Source organism: uncultured Pelagibacterium sp., from assembly GCF_963972885.1.
Lineage (GTDB): Bacteria > Pseudomonadota > Alphaproteobacteria > Rhizobiales > Devosiaceae > Pelagibacterium > Pelagibacterium nitratireducens.
Window position 1 is genome coordinate 25,914 of sequence record NZ_CAXAXY010000010.1, and the last position, 24,791, is coordinate 50,704.

Annotated in this window: 22 protein-coding genes and 1 riboswitch; of the genes, 14 read left to right on the forward strand and 8 right to left on the reverse strand. The window is 60.9% G+C overall.

Annotated features, from left to right (window positions below; all coding sequences use genetic code 11):
- Positions 1-10: 10 nt before the first annotated feature.
- The 3 genes from AACZ55_RS03435 (at position 11) to AACZ55_RS03445 (ending at position 3,292) form a co-directional block, all read left to right on the forward strand.
- Positions 11-994, forward strand: coding sequence for an ABC transporter permease (locus AACZ55_RS03435; protein WP_339643074.1), 984 nt, complete (start codon positions 11-13; stop codon positions 992-994).
- 79 nt (positions 995-1,073) lie between these two features.
- Positions 1,074-1,976, forward strand: coding sequence for a sugar ABC transporter substrate-binding protein (locus AACZ55_RS03440; protein ID WP_339643077.1), 903 nt, complete (start codon positions 1,074-1,076; stop codon positions 1,974-1,976).
- Between the two features lie 203 nt (positions 1,977-2,179).
- Positions 2,180-3,292, forward strand: coding sequence for a Gfo/Idh/MocA family oxidoreductase (locus AACZ55_RS03445; protein WP_339643080.1), 1,113 nt, complete (start codon positions 2,180-2,182; stop codon positions 3,290-3,292).
- A gap of 82 nt (positions 3,293-3,374) precedes the next feature.
- Here the strand turns inward: AACZ55_RS03445 and AACZ55_RS03450 are convergent, their stop codons facing one another.
- On the reverse strand, positions 3,375-4,340 hold the full coding sequence (locus AACZ55_RS03450) for a DMT family transporter (protein WP_338607743.1): 966 nt from the start codon (positions 4,338-4,340) through the stop codon (positions 3,375-3,377).
- A gap of 99 nt (positions 4,341-4,439) precedes the next feature.
- Positions 4,440-4,588: riboswitch (FMN riboswitch) on the reverse strand.
- A gap of 429 nt (positions 4,589-5,017) precedes the next feature.
- On the reverse strand, positions 5,018-5,914 hold the full coding sequence (locus AACZ55_RS03455) for a LysR family transcriptional regulator (protein ID WP_339643084.1): 897 nt from the start codon (positions 5,912-5,914) through the stop codon (positions 5,018-5,020).
- Between the two features lie 98 nt (positions 5,915-6,012).
- On the opposite strand from AACZ55_RS03455, the gene AACZ55_RS03460 reads away from it, so the two are divergent.
- Entirely contained in the window at positions 6,013-7,509 is a 1,497-nt protein-coding gene (locus tag AACZ55_RS03460) for a CoA-acylating methylmalonate-semialdehyde dehydrogenase (protein ID WP_339643087.1), read from the forward strand.
- Between the two features lie 92 nt (positions 7,510-7,601).
- Here the strand turns inward: AACZ55_RS03460 and AACZ55_RS03465 are convergent, their stop codons facing one another.
- Genes AACZ55_RS03465 through AACZ55_RS03475 form a run of 3 tightly spaced genes read right to left on the reverse strand, consistent with a single transcriptional unit; the run spans position 7,602 to position 9,720 of the window.
- Complete coding sequence (locus AACZ55_RS03465) at positions 7,602-8,483, reverse strand: hypothetical protein (protein WP_338607740.1); 882 nt, start codon at positions 8,481-8,483, stop codon at positions 7,602-7,604.
- Complete coding sequence (locus AACZ55_RS03470; protein ID WP_338607739.1) at positions 8,483-9,367, reverse strand: ABC transporter ATP-binding protein; 885 nt, start codon at positions 9,365-9,367, stop codon at positions 8,483-8,485. The genes AACZ55_RS03465 and AACZ55_RS03470 overlap by 1 nt, the downstream gene beginning before the upstream one ends.
- The gene (locus tag AACZ55_RS03475) at positions 9,364-9,720 is read right to left on the reverse strand and encodes a GntR family transcriptional regulator (RefSeq protein WP_338607738.1); all 357 of its coding nucleotides are present in this window, start codon (positions 9,718-9,720) and stop codon (positions 9,364-9,366) included. Before AACZ55_RS03475 ends, AACZ55_RS03470 begins: the two co-directional genes overlap by 4 nt.
- Before the next feature lie 118 nt (positions 9,721-9,838).
- Here AACZ55_RS03475 and AACZ55_RS03480 point away from each other — a divergent pair, with 118 nt between their 5' ends.
- Complete coding sequence (locus AACZ55_RS03480; RefSeq protein WP_339643092.1) at positions 9,839-11,683, forward strand: monovalent cation:proton antiporter-2 (CPA2) family protein; 1,845 nt, start codon at positions 9,839-9,841, stop codon at positions 11,681-11,683.
- A gap of 73 nt (positions 11,684-11,756) precedes the next feature.
- Here the strand turns inward: AACZ55_RS03480 and AACZ55_RS03485 are convergent, their stop codons facing one another.
- Positions 11,757-12,854 carry an AAA family ATPase gene (locus AACZ55_RS03485; protein WP_339643095.1) on the reverse strand — a complete coding sequence of 366 codons (1,098 nt, stop codon included), beginning with the start codon at positions 12,852-12,854 and terminating at the stop codon, positions 11,757-11,759.
- A gap of 110 nt (positions 12,855-12,964) precedes the next feature.
- Between AACZ55_RS03485 and AACZ55_RS03490 the strand changes: the two genes are divergently transcribed.
- Positions 12,965-13,507, forward strand: a complete 543-nt coding sequence (locus AACZ55_RS03490; protein WP_339643097.1) for a DUF924 family protein — start codon at positions 12,965-12,967, stop codon at positions 13,505-13,507.
- A 90-nt stretch (positions 13,508-13,597) separates the two neighbouring features.
- Positions 13,598-14,869 (forward strand): DUF3422 domain-containing protein, encoded by a 1,272-nt coding sequence (locus AACZ55_RS03495; protein ID WP_339643100.1) that lies wholly within the window; start codon positions 13,598-13,600, stop codon positions 14,867-14,869.
- Here AACZ55_RS03495 and AACZ55_RS03500 read toward each other — a convergent pair.
- Both AACZ55_RS03500 and ppk2 read right to left on the reverse strand, forming a co-directional pair.
- On the reverse strand, positions 14,866-15,783 hold the full coding sequence (locus AACZ55_RS03500; RefSeq protein ID WP_339643103.1) for a sugar kinase: 918 nt from the start codon (positions 15,781-15,783) through the stop codon (positions 14,866-14,868). The genes AACZ55_RS03495 and AACZ55_RS03500 overlap by 4 nt on opposite strands.
- A 33-nt stretch (positions 15,784-15,816) precedes the next feature.
- Complete coding sequence (gene ppk2, locus AACZ55_RS03505; RefSeq protein ID WP_339643106.1) at positions 15,817-16,698, reverse strand: polyphosphate kinase 2; 882 nt, start codon at positions 16,696-16,698, stop codon at positions 15,817-15,819.
- A gap of 79 nt (positions 16,699-16,777) precedes the next feature.
- Between ppk2 and AACZ55_RS03510 the strand changes: the two genes are divergently transcribed.
- The 7 genes from AACZ55_RS03510 (at position 16,778) to phoB (ending at position 24,456) form a co-directional block, all read left to right on the forward strand.
- Complete coding sequence (locus AACZ55_RS03510) at positions 16,778-18,043, forward strand: ATP-binding protein (RefSeq protein WP_339643109.1); 1,266 nt, start codon at positions 16,778-16,780, stop codon at positions 18,041-18,043.
- Positions 18,044-18,285: 242 nt separating this feature from the next.
- Positions 18,286-19,320 carry a substrate-binding domain-containing protein gene (locus AACZ55_RS03515; protein WP_339643112.1) on the forward strand — a complete coding sequence of 345 codons (1,035 nt, stop codon included), beginning with the start codon at positions 18,286-18,288 and terminating at the stop codon, positions 19,318-19,320.
- A 107-nt stretch (positions 19,321-19,427) separates the two neighbouring features.
- Positions 19,428-20,804 carry a phosphate ABC transporter permease subunit PstC gene (gene pstC, locus AACZ55_RS03520; protein ID WP_339643115.1) on the forward strand — a complete coding sequence of 459 codons (1,377 nt, stop codon included), beginning with the start codon at positions 19,428-19,430 and terminating at the stop codon, positions 20,802-20,804.
- 2 nt (positions 20,805-20,806) lie between these two features.
- Positions 20,807-22,168, forward strand: a complete 1,362-nt coding sequence (gene pstA, locus AACZ55_RS03525; RefSeq protein WP_339643118.1) for a phosphate ABC transporter permease PstA — start codon at positions 20,807-20,809, stop codon at positions 22,166-22,168.
- Positions 22,165-23,034, forward strand: coding sequence for a phosphate ABC transporter ATP-binding protein PstB (gene pstB / locus AACZ55_RS03530; RefSeq protein WP_338607727.1), 870 nt, complete (start codon positions 22,165-22,167; stop codon positions 23,032-23,034). Before pstA ends, pstB begins: the two co-directional genes overlap by 4 nt.
- 12 nt (positions 23,035-23,046) lie before the next feature.
- Entirely contained in the window at positions 23,047-23,754 is a 708-nt protein-coding gene (phoU, locus tag AACZ55_RS03535; RefSeq protein WP_339643121.1) for a phosphate signaling complex protein PhoU, read from the forward strand.
- A 3-nt stretch (positions 23,755-23,757) separates the two neighbouring features.
- Complete coding sequence (phoB, locus tag AACZ55_RS03540) at positions 23,758-24,456, forward strand: phosphate regulon transcriptional regulator PhoB (RefSeq protein ID WP_338607725.1); 699 nt, start codon at positions 23,758-23,760, stop codon at positions 24,454-24,456.
- Positions 24,457-24,791: the final 335 nt, after the last annotated feature.

A 24,791-nucleotide genomic window follows, 5' to 3' on the forward strand; every position in this document is an offset into this window, starting at 1 on the left:
GGCGGGCGCAATGTTTTACAATCCCAAACTCTCGAAATTTCTTGAATCCTACGGCATCGTCCTCGTCGTGATCGTGATGATGGTGGTTATCGCCCTCTCGCGCCCCGAAGTGTTTTTGACGCCCCAGAACCTCACCAATATCCTGAAACAGAACGCCACACTGGCGCTGGTTGCCTTGGGCATGTTCGTGGTGATCGTCACCGCCGGCATCGATCTTTCGGTCGGCTCGACAATGGCACTTTCCATGGTCACCCTTGCGCTCGCCAGCCGCATGGGCCTGCCCTGGCCGCTCGTCCTTATGGTCGGCCCGCTGGTCGGCATCGCCGTGGGGGTGGTCAACGGGGTGGGGCTGACTTGGCTCAGGCTCCCACACCCCTTCATCATGACCTTGGGAACGCTCAACGCGGTGCGCGGCATCGCCTATCTGGTGACCAACGGTGCTCCGATTTCCGGGCTCCAGGAAGAAGTCCGCTATCTGGGCCAGGCCTATTACGATCTGGGCTTTCTTGCCCCGCCGGCCGGCATTCCGGCCAGCCTGATCGTTGTCGCGGTCTGCGCGGTGGGGTTGTGGTTCTTTCTCGAAAAAACCAGTACCGGCCGCCACATCTACGCCATCGGCGGCAATCCGCAGGCGGCGCGCGTCTCGGGCGTCAATGTCGATAAGGTTCTGGTTCTGGTTTACGTCATCTCCGGCTTCATGGCCGGTCTGGGCGGGCTGCTCTTGGCGGGCCGGACCGATTCCGGTTTCCCCAATGCGGGCCTGATGCTCGAACTCGACGCCATCGCGGCGGTCATCATCGGCGGCGCATCGTTCTTTGGCGGACGCGGCACCGTGCTGGGGGTTCTGGCCGGCGTGCTCATCATGGGCCTCCTGCGGAACGGGCTCAATATCAACAATGTCAGCTCGTTCTGGCAGATGGTGCTGATCGGCGTCGTGATCATCTTTGCGGTCTGGATCGACGTGGTCCGCCGCAGAGCGTCGGTCAGACAATAAGGTTTACGACCGTCCGGTGCGCTCCAGCCGGAACGGTCGACGATCAAACGGAGACTGGTCGAAAAGGGAGGACCACGAAATGAAAGCAGTGCTTCTGGCAGGCTTGGCGCTCGGCGCCATGACCGTAGGCGCTCAGGCGCAAACCTATGTTCTGGGCATGAAGGGCCCCGGCGCGGGCAATCCGTTCTGGGCCGCCGTCGAGGCCGGCGCCATGGCGGCCGGCGAGGAACATGGGGTCGACGTGATCGTCGTGGCCCCGCCCCAGGAATCCGACGTTCAGGCCCAGATCAACCAGATCGAGGATCTGATCGCCCAGGGCGTGGACGGCATCGCGCTGGCTCCAACCGATCCCAATGCGCTGGCCCCGGTTGTCGATTCCGCCATCGCGCAGGGCATCCCGGTGGTGTTCGTCGATACCCGCGGCACCAATGAGGGCGTGTCCTTTATCGGCACCAACAACCAGGTCGGCGCGGCGCTTGCGGCCCAATATATGTGCGACAATCTCGAAGCCGGGTCCGACGTTGCCATTCTTCAGGGGCTTATCAGCCAGTCGACGGGCCAGCAGCGCGCCCAGGGCGCCCATGACGGCCTGACCGAATGCGGGCTCAACATCGTTGCCGAACAGCCTGCCAACTGGGATCGCGCCATGGGTCTGTCTGTTGCCGAAACCATTCTGGCGGGCAATCCCAACATCAAAGGCATTTTCGCGTCCAACGACAACATGGCGCTCGGTGCCGTCGAGGCGCTCAAGCAGGCCGCCATGCTCGAAAGCGTCATGGTCGTCGGCTTTGACGCCAATCCCGACGCCGCCAATTCCATCATTGCCGGCGAAATGACGGCCTCGATCGCCCAGGCGCCCGACAATATGGGCCGCTTCGGCATCGAGTCCCTGATTGCTCTGAACAACGGGGAAACCATCGAGGAGTGGGTCGATACCGGCACCGTTCTTGTCGATGCGTCCAACGCCGCAGACTACCAGTAACAGGGCCATCAAAGACGCCCGACTGTGACAAAAGAAAAACGGCGCGACACAAATCGCGCCGTTTTATAGCCATTATCCTTGAAATTTTCCCGCCAAGGCGCGTATTCTAGCCTCCTTCGCGAGAGCGCGAAGGGCAAGAGCAACCTCCGGCGGCAATATGGGTTTCCCATATTCCGCCGTCTTTTTTTGTCCGGAGCGCTTCAATGACATCCCTCGGCGTCGGCCTCATCGGAACCGGCTATATGGGCAAGTGCCACGCGCTCGCCTGGAACGCCGTCGCGCCGGTCTTCGGCGATGTCGAGCGCCCCCGTCTTGTCCACCTCGCCGAAGCCAATGCCGATCTGGCGGCAAAGCAGGCCGCGGCGCTGGGCTTTGCCAAATCGACAGGCGACTGGCGCGAGCTGATCGCCGACCCCGATGTTGATATTGTTTCCATAACCACGCCCAATGCCTTCCACCCCGAAATGGCCATCGCCGCGCTCGGGGCCGGCAAGCATGTCTGGTGCGAAAAACCAATGGCTCCCGCCTTTGCCGATGCCGAGCGCATGGCCGAAGCGGCGCGAGCTTCGGGCCGGGTGGCGGTCTTGGGGTACAATTACATCCAGAACCCGCTCATCCGCCACATCGGAAAATTGCTGGCCGAAGGGGCGATCGGCAGGGTCCATTCGGTGCGGGTCGAAATGGACGAAGACTTCATGGCCGACCCTGCTGCGCTCTTTTATTGGAAGAGCGAGGCGAGTTCAGGCTATGGCGCGCTTGATGATTTCGGCGTCCATCCGCTCTCGATCCTCTCGAAATTGCTCGGCCCCGCCGAACAGGTCATGGCCGACCTTGCCAAACCGTTCCCCACCCGTCCCACTCAGGACGGCAAGGACCGCGAGGTGGAGACCTTCGATATCGCCCACATTCTTCTGCGCTTTGCGGGCGGCGTATCGGGCGCGATCCAGCTTTCGCGCTCCGCCTGGGGCCGCAAGGGCCGTATCGCGATCCAGATTTTCGGGTCCGAAGGCACCATCGCCTACGATCAGGAGCGCATGAACGAACTCCAGATCTTCACCCGCGAGGGCCGGGCCAGCGAACAGGGGTTCCGCACCGTGCTGACAGCGCCCATCCATCCGCCCTATGACAAATTCATTCCCGCGCCCGGCCACGGTCTGGGGTTCAACGAGCTCAAAATCATCGAAGCCCGCGAAGTGATGTGCGCCATCTCCGGGGAGACGGCGCACGTCATCGATTTTCAAGAGGGGCTGGCCATCGAAAAGACCATACATGCCATCGCGCACAGCCATCGCGATGGCTGCTGGGTGAGGCTCTAGAGTGCTTCCAGGATAAGCATGTCCTCGACCCGATCGGGGATGGGCACCACTTATCCGGTTCGGAAGCGCGACAACATAAAGTCTATGCCATCTGCAGCCGGCTCGGCGTTGCCCGGCGCTCGCTCCACAGGATGAAGCTCGACGCGCCGAGGATCAAAAGCGCACCCGGCCAGAACCAGATGGCCGGTACCTGCGAAAGAGCGACCCAGCCCAAAAGCGTATTGAGCGGCAGTTTGAGATCATCGAAAGGCTGCAGATAGGTGGCGTCGGCCACCTTGTAGGCAAAGCTCAGGAAATACTGCGCCCCGGCCGTCACCAGCCCCAAGAGCACGATCAGCATCAACGGATCGCCCAACGGAAGTTGAAAATCGAACCCTGTCGCCAGTCCTGCCGGCAACGCGCCCACCGGCAGCACCGCGACGGCTATGCCAACCAGCAACCCGATCAGAAAGTGGTTGGGCGTAATCAGCACCAGCATGTAAAGCGTGAGCGATTCAGGCTCTTCGTCGCGGCTCAGATAACGCGTGATGACCGAAACCGAACCCCAGCACAGCGCCGCCAATACGGGCAAAAGCGAAGCGAGAGTGAACTGCTCGGTGCCGATCTGGGAGACCATCACGGCACCGACAAAACCGGTAATCGTCGCGCCAAGCCGCTGCACGGTCAGGCGTTCGCCCAGAAACAGCGTTGCGCCGAGCAGAATGAAGAACGGCCCCGTCATCGACAGCGCCACCATCTGCCAGACCGGCACACCCAGCGCGAACCCGAAGGCGAAGAACTGCACGCCGAGCGCCGAAAGCAACGCGCGGATCTCGTGCCAATAGGGATGTTTTGTGCGCAACTTCGAAACCCCGATCCGCAGGATCAGCGGCAGGGCAAAAAGCGTTGCAATAATATATTGCCAGAACACCACGGCTGTGGAGGGCACACCCATCTGATAGGTGATGATCGGCGTCAAAATGTTGGTAATGGCAAAAGTAATGCCGGCCCCGACCATGAATGCGGCGCCCAGAACGGGTGCGTGGGGCAGGGAGGAAATCTGGTTCATCTGTCGTCCTTTCCGTAACCAGTTTCCTCAGGGTTACGGGAGACGACACCGCGAGCGCTCCGCACCCTCAAAGGATATCGGCACGCGACAAGGCGCAATTCCCGTTCTCTCTCATCCGGACTATGACCGTCGGCTTCGGAGTTGCACCGAATCTGCTGACCCTCGCCAATCTGGCGCGGCGCTCGCGGGCTTCAGTCCCAAAGACTGTCACCGCCGGTGGGGACTTTCACCCCGCCCTGAGAACGTAGATCTAAAAAATGAAGCGTTCCATCGTGAAACGCCGATGGACAATTTAGGCGCGTCGTGCACGCCAATCAAGCGGCCAAAAGAAAAAGGACTGTCCGATAACTCGAACAGTCCTTCCATGATACCGTCACACGGGGTGACTTGAACCGTTGGAACCGTTTGCACCAAGCGGTTCGGAGAGAAGGGTTTACTTCGCCGAGGGCTGCCTCGTCGAAATCACCTCATACCCAAAGTCGCTCCCGCCTGCGCGGATCTCACTAGACATTGGATCACCTCCTTTCGCTTGGTTAAGACCATGATCATGTTGGCCTGATTTCATAACTCTGGCAACCCTGTTTTGCTTCACCGGTTCTGCACGAATGTTTGAGTGGGTTTAAGAATAAGAGGGATTCTCAAAGGCTTGCTGCTGTTCCATACTTCCCCGTCTCGAATCAGGCGCGCCCTGTCCGGGAGAAGTCCTCGCGTGCCAGCGACACGGTTTCGGCGATGAAATCGGCCACCACCGAAACCCGTTTGATCGCTCGCACATCCTCGTGCATCACCGTCCAGTAGTTCCGCACCAGTCCCAGTTCGGGCAAGACCGGCACCAGTTCGCCATGTCTGTGCGCCAGGAAATCGTGCAGGATGCCGATGCCGGCGCCGCCCCGGACCGCCTCGGTCTGACCGAGTGCGCTCGACACCTCGATATCGGAGCGCCAGCCTTTCCAGATGTCGCGGGCATAATCGAGCGAGGGCGTGAAAATCAAATCCTCCACGTAGCCCACAAGACTATGATCTTTCAGATCGGCCACCGTTTTGGGCAGGCCGCGCTGTTTGACATAGTCGGACGATGCGTAGAGCCCGAGCCGGTAATCGACAAGCTTGCGACACACCAGCCGCCCCTCGGTCGGCCGCGCCACGGTAATCGCGATATCGGCTTCACGGCGCGATAGTGAAAAGCTGCGCGGCACGGGCACCAGTTGCACCGTCAGGCCCGGATGCCGGGCGCGCAACTGGCCCAGCCTCGATGCCAGAAACCCCACCCCGAACCCGTCCGGCGCCCCAACCCTGACGGTGCCCGAAATCGCCGCATCGGTGCCCCCGATCACCGATTGCGCGCTGAGTGCAGCGGTTTCCATGAGCTCGGCGCGCTCGAGCAGGGCTTCACCCTCCGCGGTCAGATCGCACCCATTGGTGCGCCGCACGAAAAGCCGCGCGCCCATGGAGTCTTCAAGCGCACCCAACCGCCGCGCCACCGTCGCATGATTGACGCCCAGTCCCCGCGCCGCGGCCAGAATCTGCCCCGCGCGCGCGATCGCCAGGAATATTCGAATATCGTCCCAGTTCATTTGGCTCTACGGTTTTTGCACATCGAATGTGAAATCTATCACGTTGATGCTATAATAATAGACGTTCATTCTCGCGGGGATTTTTCACGGAGCGAGCAATGAAGACCATCAGGCATTTCATCGACGGCACCCAATTTGCGGGCCATTCGGACCGGACGGCAGAAATCTTCAACCCCGCAACCGGAGAGGTCTCGGCCAAACTCGCCCTTGCCGATAAGACGGACCTCGACGCCGCCATCAGCTCCGCAGCCGCAGCCCAGCCGGCTTGGGCCGCCACCAATCCCCAGCGCCGGGCGCGGGTGTTTTTCCGCTTCGTCGCTCTGGTCAACCAGCACATGGACGAACTGGCCGAACTGCTCTCGGCCGAGCACGGCAAGACCATCGAGGATTCCAAAGGCGATATCGTGCGTGGCATGGAGGTCGCCGAATTTGTCTGCGGCATCCCCCATCTGCAAAAGGGCGAGTTCACCGAAGGGGCCGGTCCGGGGATCGATATGTATTCAATGCGTCAGCCGCTCGGCATAGGCGCGGGCATAACCCCGTTCAATTTCCCGGCCATGATCCCCATGTGGATGTTCGCCCCCGCCATTGCGGCGGGCAACGCCTTCATTCTCAAGCCCTCCGAACGCGCCCCCTCGGTCCCCATGCGGCTGGCCGAACTGATGATCGAGGCGGGCCTCCCCGCCGGTATTCTCAACGTCGTCAATGGCGACAGGACCGCCGTCGATGCCATCCTCGCCCACGATGAAATTGGCGGCGTGAGTTTTGTCGGCTCCACGCCCGTCGCTCGGCACATCTATGCGACCTCCGCTGCCCACGGCAAGCGTGTGCAGGCCTTCGGCGGCGCCAAGAATCACATGATCATCATGCCCGACGCCGATATCGAAAAGGCCGCCGATGCGCTGATCGGTGCCGGCTATGGCTCGGCGGGCGAACGCTGCATGGCAATCTCGGTCGCCGTCCCGGTCGGCGAGGAAACCGCCGACCGTCTGGTCGCCGCGCTCACGCCACGCGTCGAAGGCCTGAAAATCGGTCCTTACACCGATCCCGCAACCGACCTTGGCCCGGTGATCACCAGCGCGGCGCAGCAGCGCATCCTCTCGCTCATCGACAGCGGCAAAGCGCAGGGCGCCGATCTCGTCGTCGATGGTCGCGGCTTCTCCTTGCAGGGATATGAAAACGGCTATTTCGTCGGCGGCACGCTGTTCGACCGCGTCACCCCCGACATGGACATCTACCGCGAGGAGATTTTCGGCCCGGTGCTTTCGGTCGTTCGTGCCCCCACCTATGAGGAGGCCCTTTCGCTGCCGCTCAGGCACCCCTATGGCAATGGCGTCGCCATCTTTACCCGCGATGGCGATACGGCTCGCGATTTCGCCTCGCGCATCAATATCGGCATGGTGGGCATCAACGTGCCCATTCCCACCCCGCTGGCTTACCATTCCTTCGGCGGCTGGAAGGCCTCGGCCTTCGGCGATCTCAACCAGCACGGCACCGATTCGATAAAGTTCTGGACCCGCACCAAGACCGTCACCGCCCGTTGGCCCTCGGGGCTCAAGGAAGGCGCGCAGTTCTCAATGCCGACAATGGCTTAAACGAAAAAGGCCGCCCCGGAGGGCGGCCTTTTTTGAGTGTGGTCAGGAAAAGTTGGAGACTTTTCCGGTTCAACCGCACGACTAGGAATGGTTCAGGTCAGGATATATCGCCTGCGATACTCGCTGGCTGCATAGATAAGAACCACGGCAACCGCGACCCCGCCGACAAGCTGGATCCAATCGACTCCTGATAGCATCAGTGTAGCCAGTTCCAATCCGTTCCAGGGCTGCCCGGCCAGCCAGTAGCCCTCGAAATCGAGGCCCTCGAAACTCAGTTCGAACCGCTGCGTGATGAAGGCCCAAAAGGCGCCCTCCTGCAATATGTTGCGCATCACGACCCGTTCGAACAGCCCGATCACCGCCGGTATCAGGAAGGCCAGCGGAATGGCCCAGCGTTTGAATATGGTGCCCAGCAGCCCCACCCACGCCAGGAACGGCAGGTACCAGAGCAGGGCGATCGCAAACAGCACGATGGCCGAGGCCATGATGTTGACCCAGGCGCCCAGCGTTTCCCCTATGGTTGGCGGTGCGAACCCGCCAAGGAAATTGCTGGCGACCACTGTCGGCAGATAGGCGATCACCCCGGTGATGGCCAGCGCAAGCAGGATCGCCGTGGGAAACACCGTGAGCGATGCGGCCACCTTGGACCCGAAGATTTTCAGATCGCTCTGGGGCATCGATTTCCAGAACAGCATCGAATTGTTGCGGCTGTCGGCCGAAAAGGCATCACCGTAGTAAAAGAACAGCATGATGATCAGATAAACCAGCCACCCTGCCGCCCCCAGTGCAAAGGCCGTTTCGTAAAAGCGCAGCACCGTGGGCAGGGTTCCGCTGAACTCGCCGCGGAAATCGGTCCCGAACACGGCATAGATCGCCGCCAGAGATCCCAGTGCCAGCAACAGGATCGGGCCGTAGATGAACGCGCCGCGATGCTCGAGATATTCGCGTTTGATAAGCGCAATGAAGGCCTGCATCAGGCAGCTCCCGCATTATGAGTTTCACGCTGCATGAGCGCGACGAAAAGGTCCGAAAGGCTCGGGGTGGAAATCTGGCCCAGCGGTGCCAGTGTTTCGCGGTCCACACCGTCAAAGATCATGACCGTCTGGCCGAACCGGCTTTCGATATAGACTGGATTTAGTGCCCTGGCGGCATCGAGATGGGTGGGGTCGGCAATCACCAACTGGCAATAGCGCGTGTTGACCGTTTCCATCTGCATATGGACGATCAGCTCACCATCGCGGATGAACATGATGTCCGAGAGCATGAACTCGATTTCGTCCACCTGATGGGTGGTGATCAAGAGCGTGCGCTCCTCGGTCATGTAGTCTTCGAGCAGCCGCCGGTAAAACCGCTTGCGATAGGTGATGTCGAGTCCCAGCGTGGGTTCGTCCAGCACCAGAAGCTTGGCGTCGATCGCCATGACCACGGCAAGATGAAGCTGGGCGATCATCCCCTTGGAAAGGTTCTTGATCTTGGCTTCGGGCTTGATGTCGGTGCCCGAAAGAAAATCGCGTGCCTTGTCCTGGGAAAAATTGGGATGGATGTTGCTTAGGAGAGCAAACAACTCCCGCACCCGAAGGAACCGGGGCAGGGATGCGACGTCGGATATGAACGCCACATCGTTCATCAGCGTGGCGCGGTTGGCGAAGGGGTCGAGCCCTAAAACCTCGATCTTGCCCTCGCACTGGGTCAGGCCCAGCAGCGCATTGAGCGTCGTGGTCTTGCCCGCGCCATTGTGCCCGACCAGCCCGTAGATGCGGCCGGCCGGAATGTCGAAATCGAGCCCGTGCAATATCTCGTTCTTGCCGAACTGCTTGCGCAGACCGCGCGCGGAAACGATCGGGTTTTCAGCGGTCATTTCTCGTCTCCATCTTTGAGCAGATCACCGGTGGAAAGCCCGAGCGCTGAAATCCGCGCCGCAATCGCCGGCCAGTCCTCTTTGAGAAATTTGTCTCTTTCATGGGCCAGAAGGGCAGCCCGCGCCCCCTCGGTCACATACATGCCGAGCCCCCGGCGTTTTTCCACGGTGCCCATATCCACCAGTGACTGGTATGATTTGGTTACCGTCAATGGGTTGACCGAAAGATCGGTCGCCACTTGTCGGACAGAGGGCAGGGGGTCGCCCTCATTGATCGCCCCGTTGAGGATCATCTCGATCATCCTTTGCCGGATTTGCAGAAATATCGGTTGGTCGTCGCGCCACTGGGTCATGTGTGCTTCCGTGTAGTGTGCTATATAACTAAAACACCGGCACACCACTGTCAAGCACCTTGTCGCACGCTTCGGTCTGGCTTAGCGTAGCGGGACAATCGATACATCGGGGAACAGGATGGCTGGTGAAGCGGCACATGGTTTTGATCTTCTTCCAGTCGTCGGGATTCTGGCGGCCGGTGTCGTTGCCGTTCCCATTTTCAAGCGAATCGGTCTCGGTTCCGTGCTCGGCTATCTGGCCGCCGGTCTCGCCATCGGCCCGTTCGGCCTTGCCGTCATAACCCACCCCGACACCATCCTGCACACCGCCGAACTCGGCGTCGTCATGTTCCTGTTTATCATCGGGCTCGAAATGCAGCCCCAGCGCCTCTGGAGCCTGCGCAAACAGATTTTCGGGCTCGGCGTCCTGCAGGTTGCAACCTGCGCCGCACTGATGACGGGGGCCGGAATATTGATGGGCCTGTCGCCGACAATTGCCCTGATCGCCGGGCTCGGCTTTGTGCTGACCTCGACGGCCATCGTCTTTCAGGTGCTTGAGGAGCGCGGGGAAATCTCGACCGCGGCCGGCCAGAAAATGGTCTCGGTCCTCCTGCTCGAGGACCTCGCCATCGTGCCCCTTCTGGCCCTTGTGGCGTTCATTGCCCCGCAGGCCGAAACCGTAACCATGAGCCAGCGCCTGATCGATATCGCAATCGCCGTCGGTGCGCTGGTCGGCCTTGTGCTGGTCGGGCGCTTCCTGCTCAATCCCCTGTTCCGCATTCTCGCCAATGCCCATGCCCGTGAAGTGATGACCGCCGCCGCCCTGCTGGTCGTGCTCGGCGCCGCGCTGGCCATGAACATGAGTGGGCTTTCCATGGCCATGGGCGCCTTCCTTGCCGGTGTCCTTCTCTCCGAATCGACCTTCCGCCACCAGCTCGAAGCCGATATCGAGCCGTTTCGCGGCATACTGCTCGGGCTGTTTTTCATTGCCGTTGGCATGTCGCTCGATCTGGGCGTCATCGCCCAGAACTACCCCTTCATCATCGTGGCCGTCATCGTCTATATGGCCGTCAAATTCGCCGGCATCTACGCCATCGCCCGCCTGCTACGCTCCAGCCATGGCGAGGCGCTCGAGCGTTCGGTGCTCATGGCGCAAGGCGGCGAGTTCGCTTTCGTCCTGTTTTCTGCGGCCCTTGGCGTGGGCATCCTCGATGCGGAAATGAATGCCATTCTCACCAGCACCGTCATTGTCTCGATGGTTCTCACCCCCATCGCCATCATAGCGATGAACCGCATGATGCCGCGCCAGGCACCAAATCTCGACGGCGTTGAAATTGCCGACGGCCTGGCTGGCACGGTTCTCATCATCGGCTTTGGCCGCTTTTCCCAGATCGTCAGCCAGCCACTTCTGGCCAAGGGCGTCGATGTCACCATCATCGACAACGACGTCGAAATGATCCAGGCGGCAGCCAATTTCGGGTTCAAGATCTATTACGGCGACGGCACACGCCCCGAAATCCTCCACGCCGCCGGTGCATCGACCGCCACGGCAATTCTGGTCTGTATCGACAGACCCGCCGACGCGACCCGGATCGCCGAGCGCGTCAAATCCGAATACCCGCTCGCACAGCTCTATGTCCGTGCCTTCGACCGCGAGCACGCTGTCGAACTGGTTCACCTGGGCGTGGACTATCAGATCCGCGAGATGCTCGAATCGGCGTTTGTCTTCGGCTACGAGACCCTGGTCGGTCTGGGCGTCGATGAAGAAGAGGCCGCCGACATTCTCCAGCAGGTCCGCGAGCGCGACAAGGCGCGGTTCGAACTCGATATCGCCGGTGGGCTGAGCGAGGGTGCCACGCTCATGTTCGGCAATGTCACGGGCCCCCGGCCAACCCCTTCGTTCAAGCCCCGGCAAAAAAGCACGGCCCTCAACCCCGAGGCCGCCGAAATCCTGCAAAAGGCTCAGCCTGTCGAAGACGCCTGACCCGCCGCGCGTTCTTCTGTTTGGGCGATCCGGCGCACCGGCAGCGTGTCGGGATATTGGTGCTGCAGGGCGTCTAGCGCACGACGGTTATGCGCTCCGCCGCCCGGGTGATGCCCGTATAGAGCCAGCGCTGCGCCTCGTCGCGAAACACGAAACTCTCGTCGAACAGATACACGCTGTCCCACTGGCTGCCCTGCGATTTGTGAACGGTCAGGCAATAGCCATAGGTGAATTCATCGTATTGCCGGCGCAGCTGCCAGCTCATTTCCGCATCCTCGCCGGTAAAAAAGCTCTGATGCGCGCGCACCTTGGTCTGCACTGACGTCCGGTCGGCCTCTTCGGGATCGATGGTCATTTCCAAGGTGCCGCCGGCGCGCTTCTTGATCGAATTGAGCGTCCAGATCTGCCCGTTCAGCAGCTTTTTCTGCGGGTTGTTCCGCAGGCACACCAACCGGTCGCCCTTGACCGGAATGTCGGTGGGCAGGCCCTTCAATTCCCGTATCCGGTTGTTGTAATCGAGCCGCGTCTTGTTGCGCCCCACCAGCACCTGACCAGCGTTGAGCACTTCGGATTGGTCGACCTCGCGGCGCGAGACAACCTTGCTTTCGCCATAGGTGCCATAATCGAGCCCGCGGCCCTCGCGGATATCGAGCGAAAGTCTGACGATCGGATTGTCCGCCGCCTGCCGGTGAATTTCCGTCAGCATCACGTCGGGATCCTGCGCCGTGAAAAAACCTTCGCCCTGCACCGGCGGAAGCTGGAACGGATCGCCCAGCACCAGAACCTTGGTGCCGAATGAAAGCAGGTCGGTGCCCAGCACCTCATCGACCATCGAAACCTCATCGATGACGATCAGATCGGCATCCGCCGCCGCCGATTCAGGGTCGAGCACAAAGCGCGGCTCGCCTTCCTTTTCGGAAATTCGCGTATAGATAAGCGAGTGGATGGTCGAGGCCCCCTTGCACCCGCGCTTGCGCATCACCAGCGCCGCCTTGCCGGTAAACGCTGCATATTTGACCGTCTTGACGTCCTGGGCCAGATGCCGGGCCAGCGTCGATTTCCCCGTGCCCGCCCAGCCGAACAGCCGGAACACCTGCGGCCCGTTCTCGTCCTTGAGCCACGCTGCCACGGCTTTGAGGGCCTCATCCTGCTGGCTGGACCAAGCAACCATTTGTGAAACACACTCCGACAAACGAGGGGAATCAGTTCCCCGCCAGTATTGCCGGGCAAAGGCCGCGGCGAAACCCACAATGCGAACAAAACAAGATTGGAGACAGGGTCATGCAGCCTGATGATGTAATCGACTTCTGGTTTGTCGAACACGGGCTCGAAGACTGGTATGCCAACGACCCTGAATTCGATGCCCGCTGCGCGGCGCGCCTGGGCGATGCTCATGAAAAAGCCATTCGCTCCGAACTTTGGACCTGGCGCGAAACGGCCAGGGGCCGGCTGGCAGAGATCATTCTGCTCGACCAGCTCTCGCGACAGTTCAATCGCGACAGCGCCAGGGCGTTTGCATCCGACACCATGGCGCTGGCGCTGGCCCAGGAGATCGTTTCGCGCGGCCTCGACGCAGAGCTTTCGGTCGATGAAAGGCTCTTTGCCTACACCCCTTACCAGCACTCGGAATCGGCTGTAATTCAGCAAGAGTCCGTGAGGCTGTTCAAAGCCCTGGGCCATGATGATTATCTCACCTATGCCCTCGAGCATCACGACATCATCGCCCGGTTTGGCCGGTTTCCGCTTCGCAACGCGGCTTTGGGGCGCCCATCCACACCCGAGGAACTGGCCTATATGAAAGAGCGCGAAGGCAAGGCTTACTAGGTCAAAAGCGCGCATCACACCAAAGATGGATGGGTATGGCTTTTCAGAGGGCGTAGGGTAGAGCGATATTGTTTTAAAGGCTCGGAAACAATGTGCGCGGCACCAATAGCTGACCATCCCTACCGCGAAGCGGTTCTGGCCGAACTGCACGCGCGACCTGTCGAACTCGTTGCACCCAGTATGCGCGTGCGCCGTCTTGTGCTGACCGTGCCCAATCGCTCGGGCGGCATGCGAAAGGCCATGGAAGAATTCCGCCAGTTCGCGGCTGACAACGGTCATGCGGTCAAGGACGATGCCAGCCGGCAGTACCAGTTCACCACCCCCGAACGGGTCGCGAGTTGGGAGTTTCACACCGAATTCATCACCATAACGTGGTATACCCCGCTGACCGATGCCGAGAGCTGGCCCACCGATATCGGGCTCGACGTTCTGGGCGAGGCCGAACTGGTGGGCGCCATGCGCGTCGATCTGATGGACGAGCCCGAATTGCCCGAGCGGGTGTTTCCCTCGTTCAATCCCACCAGCTTGTGTCTTGTCGCCGTCGAGCATGCCAACGCCCAATTGGCCACCGATTTCGTGCCCGACAAGGACAAGTTCATCCGCTTCGAATTTGCCGCCGGAAAGCTCTCGCCGCTGCGCCGCGCCATCACCCTGCGCCGCATTCTCGAAATCGAGACCTACCGCAACATGGCGCTTCTGGCCCTGCCGCTGGCCCGCCGGACCGGCCCCGATCTAAGGGCCGTTGAAATGGGCCTGACCGATGTGATGACCGACCTTTCGGCGGTCGAAACCACCGATGCGGTGCAGGATCGGCTTAAGAGCCTGCACGCGCTTGCCGTGCGCTCGGGGCAGATTTCCGAGCAGCTCAATTATCGCTTCGCCGCGGCCTATGCCTATGGCGCGATCCTGCGCAACCGGCTCGAAAAGCTGCGCGAAACGACCCTGGGGCAGGGCTCCTCGCTTTCGAGCTTTATCGGCAACCGGGTCGAGCCGGCGTTGGCCACCTGCGAGGCCATGGACAAGCGGCTCGCCGTCCTGCTCGATAAGCTCGAGCGGGCCGTCGAATTGCTCAATGTGCGCATCAGCCTCGATATGCAGATCCAGAACAAATCGGTGCTCGAAACCATCGCCGAAACGGCCCGCAGCCAGTTCCGGCTCCAGCACACCGTCGAGGGCCTTTCGACCATCGCCATCACCTATTATCTGATCGGCATATTGGGCTACGCGCTGGCAGGACCGCTGGAGGCGACAGGCTGGGACAAGACGCTTGCCATCTCTATCCTCTCGCCCGTCGCGCTGATCGCCGTATTCCTCGGCCTTCGAACCATCCGGCGCGGCTTCGACAAAGGTTCAAAGCACTAGCCGGCTTTCCCGAGTGCTTCCTTGGGGATCAATGCCCCATGATGGCCGATGACCACCGAGGCGGTGGCGTGCCCGGCCCTGGCAGCATGTTCGGGGCTGGCGCCACCCAGACGCGCGGCCAGATATCCGCCATTGAAACTGTCGCCGGCTCCGGTCGCATCGACCACGCTGGCGACTTTTCTTGCGCCAACACGCCACTCCCCCTCACCTGTGACCACAAGCGCCGGATCGGCGCCGTTCTTGACAACGACTTCCTCACAGCCCGCCGCCAGATAGCGCCGCGCGGTCGCCTCATCGTCCGCATCGCCGAAATAGGGAACCTCGTCGGCGTGGGTGGGCAAGACGATGCTCGAAACCTTTGCCGCTTCCGTCAGCGCATGAACAACGCTCTGGTTGTCGGCCCACAGAGCAGGCCTGACATTGGGGTCGAAAGCCACCATGGCCCCGGCTGTCCGCCGCGCGCCAACCGCCGCAACCAGCCGCTCGCGGGCTTCGGGTGCAAGAATGGCCAGCGTGATGCCTGAAAAATAGATCAGCTCGGCATCCTCCAGCGCGGCCTCGAGCGCCGTCGCATCGTCCGCCAGCAGCTTTGCGGCCGAAGTATCGCGCCAATAGGTGAAGTGGCGGTCTCCATCGGCCTGATGGATCATGTAAAGCCCGGCGCGCTTGCCCTTGATGGTGCGGATCGCGCCTGTATCGATCCCGGTCTGCCCGATAAACTCAACCATCTGGCGCGAATAAAGGTCGTCGCCCACGGCGGTCGCATAGCGCACCCGCCAGTCCGCATCGAGAAGCGCGTTGAGGTAATAGGCGGTGTTGAGCGTGTCCCCGGCAAAGCCCTGCCTGTAGGTGCGATCCTCGCCCCCGCTCATTTCGATCATCGCTTCCCCGATGGAAACTGCTGTCCGGCTCACGCGTATCCTCCCCGTTTTGCGTCCCGCCATAGCCTATCCGGTCTTGGCGAGGAAGCCTTCGGGCGACATGACGATCTTGTGGTCGATTTCCCCGATGGCCGAAAAATCCTTGTCGGCATAATCGATGGGCCACAAAACCGACTGGATCGCGGCGATCCGGGCGCGCTTCTTGTCATTGGCCCGGATCAGCGTCCAGGGCGTGTCCGGCGTATCGGTCGCCACAAACATCTTGTTGCGCGCCTTGGTGTATTCGTCCCACTTTTCCAGAGCCTTGAGATCGACCGGCGACAGCTTCCAGATCTTGAGCGGGTCGTGCTGGCGGTCGTGGAAACGCTTGAGCTGCATTTCCCGCCCGATCTCGAGCCAGAACTTGAACAGATGGATGCCTTCCTCGGCGATCATCCGCTCGAAAGGCGGCGCCTCATGCAGGAAATTTTCGGTCTGGCTCGGCGTGCAAAAGCCCATGACGGGCTCGACCACTGCGCGATTGTACCATGAGCGGTCGAACAGCACGATCTCGCCGCCAGATGGCAGATGCGTCACATAACGCTGGAAATACCATTGCGTCCGTTCCCGATCCGAGGGGACGGGCAAAGCAACGGTGCGCGCGTTGCGCGGATTGAGGTTTTCCAGAAAGCGCTTGATCGTGCCGCCCTTTCCGGCCGAGTCACGCCCCTCGAACAGCGCCAGCACACGTTCCCCGCTCTCGGCCAGATGACGCTGAAGCTTGACCAGTTCGATCTGCAGAGCGCGCAGATGCTTTTCGTAATCCTTGGTCTTCATCTTTTCGGTGTAAGGATAGCCGCCGCTGGTCAGCGCCCGATCCTTGATCGTTTCGTCGAGTTCGGGATTTTCGAGGTCGAAGCCGTCCATATAGATCAAGTCCTCTTCGGCGTTTTGTGTCGCAGCTGTCATAATCGGATGCGCCCGTTGCATCATGCCATTGTCATGCACGCGCTATATGGCCATTGTCATGATTGATGATTCATTTGCAATGAGCACAGGACAGAGGGTGAGGACGCGACCCGAGGTGGGCCGGCCGATCGTCATGGTTTCACCGCTGCTGGTCGGCGGCGCTGCCGTGCTTATTGTTCTGGCATTGGCGGTATTGGGCAGGCTCGCTCTCCTCGATTCGGGCGTGGTGATTCTTGCAATCGCCGCCATAACCGCCATCGCAACGCGCGCTTCACTCAATTCCGATGTCGAAACCAAACAGGCCGGCGCGCTGGTCGGTATCGACGGGGCCGTCGAGCAGTTCTCCGATATTCTGACCGAACCCTGCCTCATCATCAATGAACGCGCCGTGCTCATCTATCGCAACCCGGCGGCGCTCAAACGCTTTCCCCGTGCCCGAACCGGCGATCCTCTGGCCTTCACCCTGCGTGATCCCGATCTCGTCGAAGCCATCGACAAGGCCATCGAGACCGGGACCGCCCAAGGCAGCGAACTGCACATCCCGGTGCCCAACGAAACCTGGTACCGCGCGTCCGTCGTCCCCTATCGGCCCAGCGAGGAGCGCAGTTTCGTTGCGATCACCCTTTACGATTTCACCGAGCAGAAGCGCACCGACCGCATGCGCGGCGATTTCATCGCCAATGCCAGCCACGAATTGCGCACCCCACTGACCTCGCTCATGGGCTTCATCGACACACTGCAGGGCCCGGCCGCAAAGGACGAGGCGGCGCGTGGCCGGTTTCTGGGCATCATGCGCAGCCAGTCCGAGCGCATGTCGAGCCTGATCGATGATCTGCTCTCGCTCTCGCGCATCGAATTGCGCCAGCACGTCAAGCCGACCACCGAGGTCAATCTCAACCTGCTGCTGCGCGAGGTTGCAGAAACCCTCGAACCCAAGGTCACCGCCGCCCAACTTGTTCTCGATCTCAAATTGCCCGACGAGCCCGTGACCATCATCGGCGACCGCCAGGAATTGTTCGAGGTCCTCGAAAACCTTGCCGACAACGCCATCAAATATGGCGGCGACGGGGGCAGGGTGGAGATCGCATTGGTCGCCGGCGCCAGCCGCTCAGGTGCCCACCACGCCATCACCGTGACCGATTTCGGCGCGGGAATCGCCGAAGAACACGTACCGCGCCTCACCGAGCGTTTCTATCGCGGCGATGCGGAAGCCAACCGCAAGAAAAAGGGCACGGGCCTGGGCCTGGCCATCGTCAAACACATCGTCGCCCGCCATCACGGCCTGCTCTCCATACGCTCGAAACTGGGCGAGGGCACACGCGTGGAAATCCTCCTGCCCCGCTGACCGCCTCTTTGTCACAAACGTTGCCAATGCGCAGTTTCCCACAAGGCGCTGCGAATTTTTCTTTGCAATATCAGCATCTTATATTGTCATCCAAGTGTCACGAAAAAGACATAGAACCTTTAGCTGCCGGTCCTAGGTTGCCCCTGTTTTCGAGATGGAGCCGCAAGGACACATGTCCGGCTTCATCAAACCCAAGGGGCAAAAATGCCCGGACGCTTCTGACACAAAGGAAGATCAGAATCATGAAAACCGCACTTTACGCCAGCGCCGCCGCGGTGGCCGTCGTTGCCGCTCTTGGCGCAACCGCTGCCCAGGCTCAGAGCCGCGACACCATCCAGATCGCCGGCTCGTCGACCGTTCTGCCGTTCTCCTCGATCGTTGCCGAGGAATTCGGTAACGCATTCCCCGATTACAACACGCCCAACGTTGCCGGCGGCGGCTCGGGCGGCGGCAAGCGTCAGCTTTGCGAAGGCGTCGGTGAAGCGACCCTCGACATCGCCAACTCCTCGTCCAAGATGAGCGCCAGCGAGCTTGAAGGCTGCGTGGCCAACGGCGTCGAAGATGTTCGCGAAGTGATCTTCGGCTTTGACGGCATCGTGTTCGCCACCGGTATCGACCAGGGCGATTTCGCTCTCGAACCCGTTCACCTCTACAACGCCATCGCCGCTCAGGTTCCCGTCGACGGCGAACTGGTCGACAACCCCTACACCAACTGGTCCGAAATCGACTCTTCGCTTCCCGACCAGGACATCTTCGTTGCCATCCCCGGCACCAATCACGGCACCCGTGAAGTCTTCGACGAGCGCGTTCTGGCGCTTGGTTGCGAAGAAGCCGGCCTGCCCGAAATGGACGAGGAAGCCATGGAAGCCGCTTGCCTGACCCCGCGTCAGGACGTGGTGGTCGAGATCGCCGGTGACTACACCGAAACTCTGGCTCGCCTGCAGTCGAACCCCGAAGCAATCGGCGTCTTCGGTCTCTCCTTCTACGACCAGAACCGCGACACCCTCAAGGTCGCAACCGTTTCCGGCGTGGAGCCCACGCTCGAGACCATCGCTTCGGGCGAATACCCGATCTCCCGCCCGCTGCAGTTCTACGTCAAGGGCGCTCATGTCGGCGTGATCCCTGGCATCGAAGACTACGTTGCCTTCTTCCTGTCCGACCAGATGGCCGGTTCCGGTGGCACGCTTGAAGGCGCTGGTCTGGTTCCTGCTTCGAGCGAGTTCCTTGCAGAACAGCTCGATGCCTTCAACAATGGCGACCAGTATCAGCCGCAGTAATCGGCACTTGCAAGATCGGAGGATCCCGGCCATCCCGGGGTCCTCCATATAAATTACAGTCCGCGCCGGGTCCCAGGCCCCGGCCCATCTGGAAGGACCAGTTCGCCGTGAACGCTCTCGTTATCGCCGCACTTTTGTTGGTTCTTCTCACGCTCTCTTATCAGATAGGCTGGTCGCGCAGCCGCAGGCTTGCCAGCGGTGGCACCGAGCGCCTGCATTCGCGCCCCATCTATCACGGCGTTCTCGCCGCCCTTTTCGCGCTGCTTCCGGCAATCATCGTGCTCGGCCTGTGGGCGCTGTTCAGCGAAACGGTCACGCGCAGCTTCATTCTCGCACAACTGCCGCCTGAAACGGCGCAGCTTACCCAGGTCCAGGTGCAGGCCGTCATCAACCGTGTCCAGGCCATCGCCAACGGATTTGGCGTGGTCGGTGAGCCCGCGCCCGAGGAATTGGCTGCCGCCCAGGCCTTTGAGACCTTCCAGCTCGTTTCGTTCCTTGCCGTGATCGGCGCCGCCGCGGCGCTTGGCGCCGGCGGGCTCTTTTTTGCTCAGCGGCGCATCGGCTTGCGGCTGCGGGCCCGAACCGAAGTCGAAATCGCCGTCCGTATCGGCCTTATTGCCTGCTCCACCGTCGCGGTGCTGACCACGCTCGGTATCGTGCTTTCGCTGCTTGCCGACGCCCTGCGGTTTTTCTCCTTCATCAACCCGCTCGACTTCTTCTTCGGCACCACCTGGAACCCCCGGTTCCAGAGCTCGGGCACCGGGTCGGCTGGCGAATATGGCCTGCTGCCGCTGCTCTGGGGCACTGTCATGATCAGCCTCATCGCCATGCTGGTTGCCGTGCCGATTGGCTTGATGTCGGCCATCTATCTCTCCCAGTACGCGCCCCCCAATGTGCGCAACGTGGTCAAGCCCATCATCGAGGTGCTGGCCGGCATTCCCACCATCGTTTACGGCTTTTTCGCCCTGGTTACCGTGGGGCCGTTCTTTGCCGGCCTGGGCAACATGATCGGTGTGGACATCAGGGCGACAAGTGCGCTGACGGCAGGCGTGGTCATGGGGATCATGATCATCCCCTTCATCTCTTCGCTCAGTGACGACATCATCGCCCAGGTTCCCCGCACCATGCGCGACGGTTCGCTCGGGCTGGGCGCGACGCAATCGGAAACCATCCGCAAGGTTCTGCTGCCGGCTGCTTTGCCCGGCGTTGTGGGCGCCATCCTGCTCGCCGTCAGCCGGGCAATCGGCGAGACCATGATCGTGGTGCTGGCCGCCGGCAACAGCCCCGTGCTGCGCTTCAATCCGGCCGAGCCCACCTCCACCGTGACCGTGAGCATCGTCAATCAGCTCACCGGCGATGCCGATTTCACCAGCCCTCAATCTCTCGTGGCCTTCGCGCTTGGCCTGACACTCTTTGTCATGACCCTGCTGCTGAACGTCCTGGCACTCTACATCGTCCGCAAGTTCAGGGAGCAATACGAATAGCCATGGTCGACACATTGCTCTCCAGCCCCGAATCCAGCGATGCCAAGCGCGAACGCGTTCGCAAGAGTCTTGCGCGGCGCCATCGCAATGAAACCATGTTTCGCTGGGCCGGCATCCTGTCGATTGCCGCTGCGCTGGGCTTCGTTGCCATCCTGTTCGGGATGATTATCTCCAAGGGCCTGCCGTCCTTCTGGCAGTCGACGCTCCATGTCGAAGCCTATTTCGATCCCGAACTGGTTGAAGGCGGTCCCCAGCCAGACCGTTCGGACAGCGCGTCCGATGCCGATTATCAAGCGGCGATGGTTCAGTGGCAGCGCGACGTTACTTTGTCCAACTGGAACGCCATCGTCGAAACCGCTGTTCGCACCGCCGTGCCCGATCTGGAAATCGAAAGCCGCGATGTTCTCGAGCTCGTAACATCGGCCGCCCGCTTCCAGCTGCGCGATCGCTATTTCGCCAATCCCGACGTGCTCGGGCAGACCGTGCCGGTGACAATACTGGCCTCCGCCAACACCGACAACTGGCTCAAGGGCACCATCGACCGTTCGCTGGCTGACGAGCGCCAGCAGCTTTCTCCCCAGACACGCCAGCTTGCCGATCGGCTCTTGGAGGAGGGTGCCATAAGCTTCGATTTCGCCTGGCACATCTTTACCAATGTCGATAGCCGCTCCGCTCCTGCTTCGGCTGGTCTGGCCGGCGCGTTCATGGGTTCACTCTACATGATGATGGTGGTGATCGTGCTGGCCGTTCCGCTCGGCGTTGCCAGCGCGGTCTATCTTGAGGAGTTCGCGCCCAAGAACCGCTGGACCGACCTCATCGAAGTCAACATCAACAATCTCGCGGCCGTGCCCTCCATCGTCTTCGGTTTGCTCGGCGCGGCTGTGTTCATCAACTATCTTGGCCTGCCGCGCTCGGCACCGCTGGTTGGCGGCCTTGTGCTGACCCTGATGACCCTGCCCACCATCATCATTGCGACCCGCTCGTCATTGCGCGCTGTTTCGCCCTCGCTCCGTCAGGCGGCGCTCGGGCTTGGTGCCTCGCGCAACCAGACCGTGTTCCACCATGTTCTGCCGCTGACGTTCCCCGGCATTCTGACCGCCACCATCATCGGTGTGGCCCAGGCCCTTGGCGAGACGGCACCTCTGCTGCTGATCGGCATGAGCGCGTTCATCGCCAACATTCCCGCCAATCCGCTGGATTCGGCGACGGCTCTGCCGGTTCAGATCTATCTCTGGCAGGGCAACGAAAACCGGAACTTCTTTGAGGCGCGGACATCGGCTGCCATTATGGTCCTTTTGGGCATGATGATCCTGTTGAATGCCATCGCCATCTTCCTGCGCACACGATTGGAGCGCCGCAAATGACAATCGGAACCACAATGGACAGGAGTGCAATGCCTCCGATGAACCAGAGCAACACGACAGCTGGCGAGGCCGGCTTCCAGACAGTCCGCACGCCCGACGATACCGGGCACCCCGCGCGCCTCAAGGCGGAAGACGTTTCGGTCTTCTACAATGAAAAACAGGCGCTGTTCGACGTTTCGATCGACATTCCCGAAAAGGCTGTCAGCGCCTTTATCGGCCCTTCGGGATGCGGCAAATCCACATTCCTGCGCTGCATCAATCGTATGAACGATACCATCGAGGGCTGCCGGGTCACCGGCACCGTCGCCCTCGACGGCGACAATCTTTACGACGCCAGCCTCGACGTGGTCGAACTGCGCGCCCGGATCGGTATGGTGTTCCAAAAGCCCAATCCGTTCCCCAAATCGATATTTGAAAACGTTGCCTATGGCCCCAAGATCCACGGACTGGCCCGCAACAAGTCCGATCTTGAAGAAATCGTCGTGACTTCGCTGCAAAAGGCGGGGCTGTTCGAAGAGGTCAAGGACCGGCTGCATTCGCCCGGCACCGGCCTGTCGGGTGGCCAGCAGCAGCGCCTGTGCATCGCGCGCGCCATAGCGGTCGGTCCCGAAGTCATCCTCATGGACGAGCCCTGCTCGGCACTCGATCCGATCGCAACCGCGATCATTGAGGAGCTGATCGACGAATTGCGTGCCAATTACACCATCGTTATCGTCACCCACTCCATGCAGCAGGCCGCGCGCGTCTCGCAAAAGACCGCGTTCTTCCACCTGGGCAAGCTGATCGAGGAAGGTCCGACCGAATCCATCTTCACCAATCCCAGGGAAAAGCGCACCCAGGATTACATCACCGGCCGCATCGGGTAGGAGACCCACGTCATGCCCAATTCAAGCGAACATATCGTTAGCTCCTACGAAGATGAACTGATCGAGTTGGCCCGTTCGATCTCGGAAATGGGCGGGCTTGTCGAAAAGGCGATTTCCAACGCCACCGACGCCCTGATCCGCTCCGATGCCGACCTTGCGCTGGCCACTGTGGCCGCCGACAAGAAGGTCGACGCCATGCAGGCCCAGATCGATGAGATGGCGGTCTCGATCATCGCCCGGCGCCAGCCCATGGCGCAGGACCTGCGCCTTGTCATCGCTTCCATTCACGTCGCCAACGATCTCGAACGCATCGGCGACATGGCCAAGTCGACGGCCCGTCGCTCCACCCAGTTCGAAGGCATCGGCATGTCGAGCCAGTTCAAGAACGGGCTGCGCCACATGGGCGAACTCGTCCAGCGCCAGGTCAAGCTGGCCCTCGATGCCTTTGCGGCGCGCGACAAGGACATGGCGGTCGATGTGGTCGAGCGCGATACCGACGTCGATGCGCTCTATGTTTCCCTGTTCCGCGAACTCCTCACCTACATGATGGAAGATCCGCGTAATATCACCATGTGTACGCACCTTCTGTTCTGCGGCAAAAATCTTGAGCGGGTGGGCGATCACTCGACCAACATAGCAGAGCAGGCCTATTTCCTTGCGACCGGCCAGTCACTGACGTCGGACGTCGAGGATTTCAAGCGTGAGCAGATCAAGGGCTAGTCGATGATCCCTCAGGTTCTTGTTGTCGAAGACGAGGCCGATCTCGTCGAACTTCTGCGATACAATCTCGAGGCGGAAGATTTTTCCGTCGCAACCGCCGAAGATGCCGAAGAGGCCATGCTGCGCATCGCCGAAAACACGCCCGATATCATCCTGCTCGACTGGATGCTGCCGGGCACTTCGGGCATCGAGATCTGCCGCCGCATCCGCGCCCGCACCGATACCGCCCGCATCCCGATCATCATGCTCACCGCACGCGGCGAGGAAGAAGAGCGGGTGCGCGGTCTGGCGACCGGGGCCGACGACTATGTCGTCAAACCCTTTTCGCTTCCCGAGCTGATGGCCCGCATCAACGCCCTTTTGCGCCGGTCGAACCCGCAGTTGATCGCCGCTATCCTCAAGGCGGGCGATATCGAACTCGACCGCACCACCCATCGCGTCCGCCGCTCGGGCAAGGAAGTCCATCTCGGCCCCACCGAGTACCGCCTGCTCGAATATCTCATGGGCAATCCCGGCCGCGTCTATTCGCGCGAGCAATTGCTCGATGGCGTCTGGGGCACCGATGTCTATGTCGACGAGCGCACCGTGGACGTCCATGTCGGCCGGCTGCGCAAGGCCATCAATCGGGGGCGGGTCAAGGACCCCATCCGCACCGTCCGCGGCGCGGGCTATGCCTTCGACGAAAAATTCGTGGCGAACTAGATGCTTGATAAACAGGTACGATTTTATCGATCCTGTTTGCACCATATTAAGCCAGATCGATAAAGCGTAAATTTTGTCGTGCATTTGACTGATTTGCGCGTCGCGCCTGATTAACGCTTATTTGCTGTTTTCTTTGCACCACAGCTTCGCGCCCGCGATAACGGGGCGAAATTTGCAAAGTGAGCAGGTGCGATGCCCAAATCAGCTGTTGCGGTCAAACAGACCCGTGCCGACCGGAAACCCCGATCGGGCCTTCTCCCGCTCGTTCTCGATCTCGACGACACCCTGATCCGCACCGATCTGCTGCACGAGACGGTTTTCGCCTATCTCAAGCA